10 protein-coding genes are annotated in these 12,506 nt (G+C 32.4%); all 10 read left to right on the forward strand.

Annotation, left to right across the window (positions count from 1 at the left end):
- Positions 1-120: 120 nt before the first annotated feature.
- The 10 genes from Q0649_RS02610 to Q0649_RS02655 all read left to right on the forward strand — a co-directional run bounded on the left by Q0649_RS02610 (position 121) and on the right by Q0649_RS02655 (position 12,505).
- On the forward strand, positions 121-1,014 hold the full coding sequence (locus Q0649_RS02610; protein ID WP_298836938.1) for a cation diffusion facilitator family transporter: 894 nt from the start codon (positions 121-123) through the stop codon (positions 1,012-1,014).
- Positions 1,015-1,297: 283 nt separating this feature from the next.
- Positions 1,298-2,614 carry an aspartate kinase gene (locus Q0649_RS02615; RefSeq protein WP_298837099.1) on the forward strand — a complete coding sequence of 439 codons (1,317 nt, stop codon included), beginning with the start codon at positions 1,298-1,300 and terminating at the stop codon, positions 2,612-2,614.
- A gap of 71 nt (positions 2,615-2,685) precedes the next feature.
- Complete coding sequence (locus Q0649_RS02620; protein ID WP_298836940.1) at positions 2,686-3,975, forward strand: homoserine dehydrogenase; 1,290 nt, start codon at positions 2,686-2,688, stop codon at positions 3,973-3,975.
- A gap of 105 nt (positions 3,976-4,080) precedes the next feature.
- A complete protein-coding gene (locus Q0649_RS02625; RefSeq protein ID WP_298836942.1) occupies positions 4,081-5,247 on the forward strand; it encodes a M20 family metallopeptidase in 1,167 nt (388 codons plus the stop codon).
- 175 nt (positions 5,248-5,422) lie between these two features.
- A complete protein-coding gene (locus Q0649_RS02630; RefSeq protein ID WP_298836944.1) occupies positions 5,423-8,218 on the forward strand; it encodes a sigma 54-interacting transcriptional regulator in 2,796 nt (931 codons plus the stop codon).
- Between the two features lie 246 nt (positions 8,219-8,464).
- The gene (locus Q0649_RS02635) at positions 8,465-8,938 is read left to right on the forward strand and encodes a mannose/fructose/sorbose PTS transporter subunit IIB (RefSeq protein WP_298836946.1); all 474 of its coding nucleotides are present in this window, start codon (positions 8,465-8,467) and stop codon (positions 8,936-8,938) included.
- A 115-nt stretch (positions 8,939-9,053) separates the two neighbouring features.
- Positions 9,054-10,031: a mannose/fructose/sorbose PTS transporter subunit IIA gene (locus tag Q0649_RS02640; RefSeq protein WP_298836948.1), complete on the forward strand. Its 978-nt coding sequence runs from the start codon at positions 9,054-9,056 to the stop codon at positions 10,029-10,031.
- Positions 10,032-10,072: 41 nt separating this feature from the next.
- Positions 10,073-10,879: a PTS mannose/fructose/sorbose transporter subunit IIC gene (locus Q0649_RS02645; RefSeq protein WP_298836950.1), complete on the forward strand. Its 807-nt coding sequence runs from the start codon at positions 10,073-10,075 to the stop codon at positions 10,877-10,879.
- A gap of 63 nt (positions 10,880-10,942) precedes the next feature.
- Positions 10,943-11,854, forward strand: coding sequence for a PTS system mannose/fructose/sorbose family transporter subunit IID (locus Q0649_RS02650; RefSeq protein ID WP_298837102.1), 912 nt, complete (start codon positions 10,943-10,945; stop codon positions 11,852-11,854).
- 276 nt (positions 11,855-12,130) lie between these two features.
- On the forward strand, positions 12,131-12,505 hold the full coding sequence (locus tag Q0649_RS02655) for a DUF956 family protein (protein WP_298836952.1): 375 nt from the start codon (positions 12,131-12,133) through the stop codon (positions 12,503-12,505).
- Position 12,506: the final 1 nt, after the last annotated feature.

Below are 12,506 nucleotides of genomic sequence, written 5' to 3' on the forward strand. Positions count from 1 at the left end.
AAGTTGATTTATTTTAAGTAATTAGGCTCTCGAAAAGGTTTAAAACCGTAAAAATAAGTCTATATAGACAATAATAATATCAGTTTTGTGTAATAGTATATAAATCTAGGAGTGGAAAATATGGAAGAAAAATATAATAATTTGAAAATTGCAGAGAGAGGTGCTCGTATAAGTATTATTGCTTATATATTTCTTGCTGCACTAAAGCTCGGCATTGGGTATTTATCTAATTCAAAGGGTCTAGCAGCAGATGGACTAAACAATACAACAGATATAGTTTCTTCACTAGCAGTATTAATTGGATTAAAGATTTCTAGAAAGCCTGCTGATGATGATCATCTTTATGGTCATTTTAGAGCGGAGACTATGGCATCACTTATTGCTTCCTTAATTATGATAGCAGTAGGTCTAAATGTTTTATATAATGCTGCCAATTCTATTATCTTTTTTAAAGCGCAGGTACCAGACTTAAAGGCAGCTTTAGTTGGTATAGTTTGTGCTGTAGGAATATATTTTGTTTACCGTTATAATAAAAAGATTGCAATTCAAATAAACAGCTCAGGGCTTATGGCTGCGGCTAAAGATAATCTTTCAGATGCCTGGGTTGGTATAGGTACATCTGTAGGTATTATTGCTTCTCAATTTGGATTACCTTGGGTAGATCCATTGGCTGCAGTGTTAGTTGGCATATTAATAGTAAAGACTGGTTGGGATATTTTTAGGGAGGCAACACTTAACTTAACAGATGGTTTCGATAAGAAGCAATTAGATAATATAACTGAATGCATAAATGAGGTTACGAGAGTTAGAAAAGTAAAGGATGTCAGGGCTAGGGTTAATGGAAACAATATTTTCCTTGATATAATAGTAGTAGTTAGTGCAGATTTAAGTGTTGTTGAAGGGCACAATATCACGGAAGAGATTGAAGGGAAATTGAGAAGTGAGCTTGATATTACTGAAGCAGTGGTTCATGTAGAACCAGAAATTAAATTAGCTCAAAATGGTGTAGAATAAAATCTACGCCATTTTTTTTTATTTAAATAAAGGAGACTTAGCTTTAACTTGTAGTTGAAGAATAGATAAAAACAGAATATTTCGCCAAAAGACGTAAAAACCATGTGACATTTTGAAAAAAACGAGTATAATTAATTCAATGCTAATTTACGATGTTAATATAGTTATAAAATAAGTTCAAGTTGTGGTTAGATTAATGGACTTTTTTATAAAAGGTAATATAGGGTTGCCTTCTATAAGTTGTAATTCATAACTTTTTAAATTAAGACAGTAGGGGGTAAAAATTATGCAAGTTAAAGTTTCAAAATTTGGTGGGAGTTCATTATGTGATAGTAAACAATTTCAAAAAGTGAAAGACATTGTATTATCAGATGATACGAGGTGCTATATTGTCCCATCAGCTCCAGGTAAGAGGAGCAAAAGTGACTATAAGATTACAGATCTTTTGTATTTGTGTCAACAACATGTTAGTAAATCTTTACCATTCGATGAATTATTCAAATTAATTGAAGAGAGATATATTAGTTTATGTAGGGATTTAAAGCTTTCTATTGATATGTTAGAATATTTAAGAGTCCTTAAGGAAAAAATAATTGATGGAGCAACTGCAGACTTTGTTGCAAGCAGGGGAGAATATTTAAATGCTTTAATGCTTGCTGAGTATTTGGGGTATGAATTTGTAGATGCTGCCGAGGTTATTGTTTTTACAAAAAGTGGACGATTTGATGAAAAAGCAACATACGCTGCAATAGATGTTAGATTATCAAAAGTTAAAAAAGCAGTAATACCAGGGTTTTATGGTGCGTCCTCTGATGGGGAAATAAGAACCTTTTCAAGAGGAGGATCTGACATAACTGGGGCAATAATTGCTAAGGGTGTAGGTGCAGTGGTTTATGAAAATTGGACTGATGTATCAGGTTTCTTGATGGCTGATCCAAGAATTGTAAATAATCCTAAACCTATTAAAGAGGTAACATATAAAGAACTTAGAGAATTATCATATATGGGTGCACATGTTTTTCATGAAGAAGCAGTTTTTCCTGTTAAAAATGAGGGAATTCCGATAAATATAAAAAACACCAATAAACCAGAAGAAAAGGGAACATTTATTTTAAATGATAAAACAGAAGCGAAATCTGGCAATATTACAGGAATAGCAGGAAAAAAAGATTTTACTGTAATTGCTCTAGAGAAGACACTTATGGATAAAGATATAGGATACTGTAGACGGGTTCTTACAGTTCTTGAAAGTAATGGTGTATCATTTGAGCATATGCCATCAGGGATAGATTCGATTTCACTAGTAATAGATGACGATGAACTAGAAAATAAAACAGATAAAATATTAGAAGAAATCGAAAACCAGTGTAATCCAGATTCATTAATAGTACATCCTAATATGGCATTAATTGCTGTTGTTGGAGAAGGAATGATAAGGACCAAAGGCATATCTGCCAAAGTATTTAGTGCATTAGCAGTAAATGATATAAATATCAGAATGATAAATCAAGGGTCTAGTGAGCTAAGTATAATTGTTGGAGTAGAAAACGAAGATTTTGAAAATGCAATAAGGGCAGTTTATAAGGCCTTTGAGAATTAATAGTAAGTTGAAGTGTTACAATCATTAGTTGCGTAGCTAAAAAAAACTAAAGCTTTTTAGGAGGGAATTATATGGAAAAGATAAAGATAGCAATTTTAGGTTTTGGAAATGTTGGAACAGGAGTATGGAAGATATTACAAGAAAATCGGAAAGAAATAATGAAACGTTCAAATTATGATATAGAGGTAGCTAAAATATTAGTTAGTGATATAAATAAGAAGAGAGAAATTGAACTGCCTAAGGGAATATTAACAAATAATATCGATGATATTATTAATGATGAGAGTATAAAAATTGTAGTTGAACTTATTGGTGGAAGTGGCGAGGCCAAGGAATATATGATAAGAGCTATGAGAGCTAAAAAACATATTGTAACTGCTAATAAATTAGTTATTGCAAACTGGGGTGAAGAGTTATTTAAAATAGCTGAAGAAGAAAATGTTTTGTTTTATTATGAGGCAAGTGTAGCTGGTGGAATACCAATAATAAGAGAAATTAATGAGAGTCTTACAGCTAACAGAATTGAGCAGATAATTGGAATTATAAATGGAACAACTAATTATATATTAAGTAAAATGACAAACGATGGAATTAGTTTTGAGGAGGCTTTAAAAGAGGCTCAAGATAAGGGGTATGCAGAGGCAGAACCAACGTCTGATGTTGATGGGTTTGATGCAGTATATAAGCTTGCTATAATGGCATCATTAGCATTTGGAACTAAGGTTGACCATGATTGTATTTATAGGGAAGGTATAAGAAATATAAGCGCTGTAGATATAGAATATGCACAAAAGTTCGGTTATACAATAAAACTTTTAGCTATAGCTAAGGAAAAAAATAATAAGTTAGAGCTTAGAGTACATCCAACATTAATACCTTCTAACCATCCAATGGCAAATGTGAATGATGTTTTTAACGCAATATTAATAAAAGGCAATGCAGTTGGTGAATTAATGTTATATGGAAAAGGAGCGGGGGATCTTCCAACTGGGAGTGCGGTTGTAGGTGATATAATATCAATACTTCGAAATAATGTAAAGCCTTCTGATATAAAGGCTATAAGTGGTGAAGAAGATTTTAAAGAAGTGAAAAACTCAGAGGAAAATGAATCTGAATTTTATATAAGGCTTAATGTTAAAGATATGGCAGGAGTTTTAGGGGATACGGCAAAAATATTTGGAAAAAATAACGTTAGTATTACATCTCTTACTCAAGATGTAGTCCATAAAGATTATGTATTGCTAGCATTTATTACACATAAAAGCTCAGAAAAAAGCATAAGAGAGTCACTTAAGAAAATAGAAGAACTCGAAAATGTTAATGAAATAGAAAGCATAATAAGAATAGAATCATTTAATTAATTAGGAAGTAGCTGAAAAAGTAAATATAAGAAAATTATATAAGATGAACAAAGCACAAGCAACTAACAATTTGTTAGTTGCTTGTGTAAAAAGGAGTATAAATAAATGAAAAATCAAATTATTAATCAAGTTCAAAGTATAAAAGAAAAACTATGGGAAATAAATGATTACATTTATTATAATCCAGAACTGGGTAATCAAGAATTTAAGGCTGCTTATAAATTAACTTCTCTATTATCAGAATATTCTTTTGAAATTGAGAATGGGATAGTAAATAGAAAAACAGCATTTAAGGCAGTATATGACAGCCATATAAAAGGGCCAACTATTGCTTTTTTATGTGAATATGATGCACTGCCAGAAATAGGGCATGGTTGTGGGCACGATATGATTGGTACAATTAGTATAGGAGCAGCTATAGGGTTAAGTAAGGTACTAGGCGAAGTAGGTGGTAAGATAGAGGTTTATGGAACACCTGCTGAGGAAACTAATGGTGCGAAAAGTGACATGGTGGAGCAAGGCGTTTTTGACAATGTTGATGTTGCTATGATGATGCATCCATATGGGAAAACATGTAGAAGTGGTCCGGCACTAGCAATGGAGGCTTTACAGTTTGAATTTACTGGAAAGTCTAGTCATGCAGCAAGTTCACCTGAAGATGGAATTAATGCTTTGGATGCTGTTATATTAATGTTTAATGGGGTAAATGCTATAAGGCAACATGTAACATCGGATGTACGAATACATGGGATTATAAGCGAAGGCGGTATTGCTGCTAATATAGTTCCTGACAAAGCAGTTGCAAAATTTTATGTAAGAGCTCTTAAAAAGAGTTACTTAAAGCAAGTAATTCAAAAGGTTAAAAACATTGCAAGTGGAGCGGCACTTATGACTGGGGCAAATCTTAAAGTAAGTTCATATGAATCTCCGTTTGATGATATGAACACAAATGAAAATCTATCTAAGTCTTTTAATGATAATTTGAGAAGTCTCGGTATAACAGATATTAATCCATCAGAGAATATTGGATCCTTAGATATGGGGAATGTAAGTTATATTGTGCCATCAATTCATCCACTACTTGGAATAGGCGATCCAAACTTAAATTTACATACTAAGGAAATGGCAAAAGCTACAATAACTGATAAGGCTCATAATGCTTTAATTATAGGAGCTACGGCACTTGCACTTACAGGATATGATGTTATTACAAATAGTGAGTTGCTTTCTAAAATAAAAAAAGAATTTACTCAGAGTACAACAGATCTATAAACAAATTTATATTTAATAGTTTAAATTGATACTTTTTAGCATTGAAATTAAAAAATTGATGCTAAGGAGTTTTTTTTTACATTTAAAGCTTGAATATTTATTTCAATACAGTTTATAATAAAGAAAGTGTATTACAAGATGTATTAAGTGTATTAATCTTTGGGGGGGGTCTAATTTGAAGAGAAGCGAAAAAATATATGAGTATATTTCTGGGAAAACAGAAAAGTTTAATCGTGAAAACTTAGAGGAAAAAATCGGTTTTAGCGCAGCTGAAATATCTCAAAGTTTAAATATTTTAAGAAATAACGTAAGTATGGAATTAAATGAATTACTCAGGCGAGATAAAATTATAAAAATAAAATCTAGACCTGTGTTATATGTTGATAATGTTTGCTTAGAAAGAATTTTGAATAAAAAGTTGCCAGTTGGACCAATAGAAGTAAAAAATTTAAGTGAGTTATTCTTTGAAAAAAATAAAATCAGCAAGGAAGAATGTCCTTTTGATAAACTTATTGGAGCACAAACTAGTCTTAAAAATCAAATTGAACAGGCAAAAGCTGCAATACTTTATCCTCCAAATGGTCTGCACACATTAATTGTTGGTCAAACAGGAGTTGGAAAAACCTTGTTTGCAAATATGATGTACAAACAAGCAAAGTATTCGAAAAAATTGGATGAGAGATCACCATTTATAGTATTTAATTGTGCTGATTATTATAACAATCCTCAACTTTTAATTTCACATTTGTTTGGACATATTAAAGGAGCATACACCGGCGCTGACAGCGAAAAGGCTGGAATTGTAGAAAAAGCAGATACAGGTATATTATTTCTAGATGAAATACATAGATTACCACCAGAAGGACAGGAAATGTTGTTTTATTTTATGGATACAGGTATGTTTAATAGATTAGGTGAGACAGAGAGAAACAGAAAATCTTGCGTTTTAATAATTGGAGCCACTACAGAGGACCCCAATTCATCACTACTAAAGACATTTGTAAGAAGAATACCAATAATTATAACTATTCCTAACTTTGATAAAAGGACAGCTAGTGATAAAGTTGATTTTATAAAATTTTTATTAGCTAATGAGGCCCATAGAGTAAATAAAGTAATAAAAATTGAAGATGAAGCGGTTAAGGCGATTATTGGAAGCACATCTTATGGGAATATTGGTCAGATGAAATCAAATATTCAACTTATTTGCGCTAAGGGTTTTTTAAATAGTATCAATAATAAGGAGTTTATAGAAATAGATTTTAATTCGTTGCCTTCAGATATTAAAAGTGGATTATTTTATCTAAGTGGCAAACGTAAAGAGATGGAAGAAATATCTGGCTATTTAGATTCGCAACTGATAGTTACGCCAGAAGGTCACAGTGTATTAATTGAAAAAGATCCTTATGATCCACCTTTTAATTTATACAAGATAATAGAGGATAAGGCAGCAATTTTAAAAGAAGGAGGTGCAGATGAGGAGTATATAAACAATTTTATTACAACTGACATTAATGTGCATATTAAATCCTTTTATAATAAGGTTAAAAATGATGAGGATGGTAGAAGTAAAATATTAAAAATAGTAGATGAAGATATTTTAGAATTTTCAGAAGAAATAATGGATATGATTGAAAAAAAGCTTGATAAAACACTAACTGATAGATTTTTATATGCATTAAGTCTACATTTAAGCTCATTTTTAAATAGATTAAGTAATCATCAAAATCTTAAGTATAAAAATATAGAAGGTATAATAGATAATAAACGTACAGAATTCAATATTGCAGTAGACGTAAAGGGCATGGTTGAAAAAAAATATAATGTGGTTGTTCCAAAGATTGAAGTTATATATCTTACATTGTTAATAAGTTCCATCACAGAGGAACAAACAAATCAGCATGTGGCAATAATTGTAGCGGCGCATGGAAGCAGCACAGCAAGTAGTATGGTTAATGTGGCAAAACAGCTTCTAGGGGAGGGTGTAATCGAAGCAATAGATATGCCACTCGAAGTTAGTCCTACTAAAACTTTAGATGAAGTTATTGAGAAGGTTAGGGAAATAGATATGGGTAAGGGAGTTCTATTACTTGTGGATATGGGTTCGCTTGTTAACTTTGAGTCTATAATAATGGAAAAAACAGATATAAAGGTTAAGACACTAGATATGGTTACTACCTCATTAGTATTAGAAGCCATAAGGAAAGCAACTATTCTAGATATGAATTTAGATGGGTTATATAATTCTCTAAAGCAATTTAGGGGGTATTCAAAGATTGAGGAAGAAGAGAAAGTTATTAATGAAGATGATGAAAATAAGAAAAGGGCAATAATAACAATATGCGCAACAGGTGAGGGGACTGCATTAAAGCTAAAAGAACTTGTGGAAAATATTGTTAGAAGCACAGATGAAAAAGAAATTGATATTTTCCCGATAAGCATAAAAGACATAAAAAGGGAAATAATAAAAATAAAAAATAACCATACTATTATAGCTTCTGTTGGTATAATAAATCCTAAAATTGAAGCGACATTTATCTCCCTTAAAGAGCTAATTAGTGGCAATGGTGAAAGTATTCTAATGAGCATAATACAGAAGAAAAATTTTAAAATTGAAAAAGGTCATGAAAATACAGTAGTTAAGGATCTATGTGAAGACAGTTTAAATCAATTTTTAACTTATTTAAATCCTTCTAAAATAATAGGCGTATTGTATCAATTTGTAAATATTTTGGAAGAAAATACAAAAATAAGATTTAATAATGCAACCAAAATAAGAATAATGGTGCATGTAGGTTGTGCGCTAGAGAGAATGATAATAAAGGATGGGTTAAAGTACAAGAGGGAAAAATCCAAACTAAATTCACATTTGGTAGAGATTATAACAGAGGCAAATAAAGTGTTTAAAGACGCAATAAATGTAAGTTTAAGCGAAGATGAAATATTGTTTTTAGCAGAAATGGTAGAATAGAAAATAATATATTGATACACTTCTATATTGATACACTTTTTATCAGCCCAAAATTAAGAACAGTATTAAAATTAAAGAAAAAGTGTATCAATATAAAAAAATAAAAAAGAGTTTGAAATAAAAAATGACTGTTTTAAAAGAGTTAACACAAATATAAAAAAACAATACACTATTTTGGCACGGCAATTGCTATATGTAATAGTAAGACAACTTAGGTGAAAGTGCTGATAAGGAGGATGATTTATAATGAATATAGTTTTAGCAAGAATTGATGACAGATTAATACATGGTCAAGTAGCGACAATTTGGTCAAAAGACACAAAATGTCAAAGAATAATTGTATGCAATGATGATGTAATAAAGGATTCAATTAGAAAGACACTTTTAGAGCAAGTTGCACCTCCAGGAATTAAATCAAGTGTTGTAGGAATTGATGAGGCAATAAGAGTTTATAATAATCCAAGATATCAAAACGATAGAGTACTATTTCTATTCACTAATCCAACTGATGTTGTAAGAATGGTTGAGGGCGGGGTAGTAATAAAGAGTGTAAATATTGGTGGGATGTCATTTAAACAAGGAAAGAAACAAATAACTAGTGTGGTATCAGTAGATGACACAGATATTAAAGCTTTTAAGAAATTAAATGAAATAGGTATTGAACTAGAAATAAGAAAAATTTCTTCAGATTCAAAAGTAGATTTAATGTCAAAGCTATAAAATTAATGTCTTTTAGTTGTAATCGTTACGATTATTTACTGATTTTGGTTACAGGTTTTTCAAAAACTTTTATATAGATTTTACTGTAACAAATAAAAAATAGGAGGTATAAAAGATGGTAGGAATTATTCTTGCTAGTCATGGAGAATTTGCTAAAGGCATCTTGCAATCTGGTGCAATGATTTTCGGAGAACAAGAAAACGTACAAGCTGTTACGTTGATGCCTAGTGAAGGCCCTGATGATGTTAAAGCAAAAATGAAAGATGCAATCGCATCCTTTGACAACCAAGATGAAATTTTATTCTTAGTTGATCTTTGGGGTGGTACACCATTTAACCAAGCAAATAGTCTATTTGAAGAACACAAAGACAAATGGGCAATCGTAGCTGGTATGAATTTACCAATGGTAATTGAAGCTTATTCTTCACGTTCTTCAATGGAATCCGCACATGAAATTGCAGCTTTTATCTTAAATTCAGCTAAAGAAGGCATTAAAGTTAAGCCTGAAGAATTAGAACCAGCAGATAATGGTAAATCTTCAGAGGCGAACGCAGGGGTTTCGAGTGCTGGTGCACCTGGATCATTCGAATATGTTTTAGCTCGTATTGATTCTCGTTTACTTCATGGACAAATAGCCACTGCTTGGTCAAAAGATGTGCTACCTACACGAATTATTGTTGTGTCAGATGAAGTAGCCAAAGATGAGCTTCGTAGCAAATTAATAACTCAAGCTGCTCCTCCAGGTGTTAAAGCTCATGTTGTTCCAGTTAGTCAAATGATTAAACTTGCAAAAAATGATAAACAGTTTGGCGGACAACGTGCGTTACTTCTTTTTGAAAATCCACAAGATGTACTTCGCGCAGTAGAAGGTGGAGTACCACTTAAGACAATCAATATTGGCTCTATGGCTCACGCTGTAGGAAAAGTTCAGCCAAACAAAGTACTTGCTTTTAATCAAGATGATATTGATACCTTCAAGAAGCTTAAAGAAGCTGGACTTACTTTTGATGTTCGTAAAGTTCCTAATGATTCAAAGGGAAATATGGACGAAATCCTTAAAAAAGCACAAGCTGAATTAAATAAATTAAAATAATTTAATTAAACTATTAAAATGAAAAAGGGGGATTAATAATCATGGATATAAATATAATCCAAATGATATTAGTCGTTATCGTGGCATTTCTAGCTGGTATGGAAGGTATCTTGGATGCATTTGATTTCCATCAACCAGTAATTGCTTGTACGTTAATCGGCTTAGTTACAGGTAACTTATTACCATGCCTAATTTTAGGCGGTACTCTTCAAATGATTGCTTTAGGTTGGGCAAACATAGGTGCTGCCGTAGCACCCGATGCAGCGCTTGCATCTGTTGCATCTGCAATTATTCTAGTTCTTGGTGGCCAAGGCACAGCAGGAGTTCCAGCAGCTATCGCTATTGCTGTTCCACTAGCAGTTTTAGGGCTATTATTAACAATTATTTGTCGTACCATTGCTACAGTGTTTGTACATTTTATGGATGCTGCTGCTGCACAAGGAGATATCAGAAAAGTTGAAATGTGGCATATAATTGCTATTTGCATGCAAGGTGTACGTATTGCAATCCCAGCAGCTTTGATATTAGCAGTTGGCGCTGGTCCAATTCGTTCAGTACTTGAAGCTATGCCTACATGGCTCACAGGTGGACTCGCAATTGGTGGTGGAATGGTTGTAGCTGTTGGTTATGCAATGGTAATCAACATGATGGCTACAAAAGAAGTATGGCCATTCTTTGCAATTGGTTTTGTATTAGCAACTATTTCACAAATTACACTTATCGGACTAGGGGCAATCGGTGTATGTGTGGCTCTTATTTACTTGAAGCTTACGAAACAAGGTGGCTCAGGTAATGGTGGAAGCTCAAATACTGGTGATCCATTAGGCGATATTATTGACACTTACTAAGAAGGGGGGGAATACAAAATGGAGAAAAAATTAAAATTAGAAAAGAAAATAAAAGAATTAAAAATAGAAAAGAAAGTATCATTAACAAAAAAAGATCGTATTTCTGTTTGGTGGCATTCAACTTTCATTCAAGGTTCTTGGAACTACGAAAGAATGCAAAACGGTGGCTGGGCATATACATTAATACCCGCAATCAAAAAATTATATAAGACTAAAGAAGATCGTGCAGCTGCACTAAAACGTCACTTGGAGTTCTTTAACACTCATCCATATGTGGCTTCACCAATCATTGGTGTAACATTAGCATTAGAAGAAGACCGTGCAAATGGTTTACCAATTGATGATGTAACTATTCAAGGTGTTAAAATTGGTATGATGGGACCTTTAGCAGGCGTAGGTGATCCAGTGTTCTGGTTTACTGTTAGACCGATTTTAGGGGCATTAGCTGGTTCTCTTGCTATGGCTGGTAACATACTTGGACCAATTATCTTTTTCGTTGTTTGGAATGCCATCCGTATGTCATTTACATGGTATACACAAGAGTTTGGTTACAGAGCAGGTTCTAAAATTACTGATGATGTATCAGGTAATTTACTACAAGATGTTACAAAAGGAGCATCCATCCTTGGTATGTTCATTTTGGGATCATTAGTTAACAGATGGGTAACTGTTGTATTTACACCTGTAGTATCAACCGTTAAGTTAGCTAAGGGTGCATTTATTGTTTGGGACAAACTTCCTGCTGGAGCACAAGGTATTAAAGAAGCACTTTTGCAACAAGGAAGTGGTATGTCATTAACTCCTGATAAGGTTACTACACTACAAAATAACTTAGATTCTTTGATCCCTGGAATTGCAGGATTAGGATTGACATTACTTTGTATGTGGTTGCTTAAGAAGAAAGTTAATCCAATTACAATTATTTTTGGGTTGTTCGCAGTGGGTATTATTTTCCACTTAATCGGCTTAATGTAATATTTTTTACTCAACCTAGGCTTTCGGCCTGGGTTTTTTTTATTACCTCTATATTAATATTGTAGCATGCCAGGAGATGATTTAATTTTAGGTCTATTAAAACTGGTTTTTGACGGTTGTATCTTGTGGCACTTGATCATTGCATCATAAGAAGGTATATTATATACTATAGTCAATAAGTACAATAATTGAGTAATGGAAACAAATAAGAAACATATAATTGAAATACATTTAACATAAATAATTGTATTTATAAATAGAAAAGAGGTAGATCGTATGGTTCAATCACTCAATACAAAGGTGGATCTAGTAATTGATGCAACATGGCTTACAGGCGCTACAGATTATGGGAAAATTATGATTGGCGACAAAGGGTTTGAGTTTTATTGTTCTCGTGATTCTCGCAAAAATGTTCAAATTCCTTGGGAAGAGGTTGACAAAGTCATTGCATCCGTAATGCTAAAAGGAAAGTGGATTCCACGATATGCGATTAAAAACAAGAAAAATGTTAACTATATTTTTTCTTCTAAAGATCCCAAAAAAGTGCTTCGTGCTATTCGAAAATATGTTGAGCCAAGTAATATGGTTAATTCATTAAGCTTTTTTGATGTTGTAAAGCGATCGTTTCAATCGAGATTTAAGAAGAGTTGAT

Origin of the sequence: uncultured Clostridium sp. (assembly GCF_937920395.1) — a bacterium.
Taxonomy (GTDB): Bacteria; Bacillota; Clostridia; order Clostridiales; family Clostridiaceae; genus Clostridium_AD.

Bases quoted from the DNA above. Each gene is read 5' to 3' on its own strand.
- Q0649_RS02610 (WP_298836938.1), top strand. From the start codon at position 121: ATGGAAGAAAAATATAATAATTTGAAAATTGCAGAGAGAGGTGCTCGT.
- Q0649_RS02620 (WP_298836940.1), top strand. From the start codon at position 2,686: ATGGAAAAGATAAAGATAGCAATTTTAGGTTTTGGAAATGTTGGAACA.
- Q0649_RS02625 (WP_298836942.1), top strand. From the start codon at position 4,081: ATGAAAAATCAAATTATTAATCAAGTTCAAAGTATAAAAGAAAAACTA.
- Q0649_RS02635 (WP_298836946.1), top strand. From the start codon at position 8,465: ATGAATATAGTTTTAGCAAGAATTGATGACAGATTAATACATGGTCAA.
- Q0649_RS02640 (WP_298836948.1), top strand. From the start codon at position 9,054: ATGGTAGGAATTATTCTTGCTAGTCATGGAGAATTTGCTAAAGGCATC.
- Q0649_RS02645 (WP_298836950.1), top strand. From the start codon at position 10,073: ATGGATATAAATATAATCCAAATGATATTAGTCGTTATCGTGGCATTT.
- Q0649_RS02655 (WP_298836952.1), top strand. From the start codon at position 12,131: ATGGTTCAATCACTCAATACAAAGGTGGATCTAGTAATTGATGCAACA.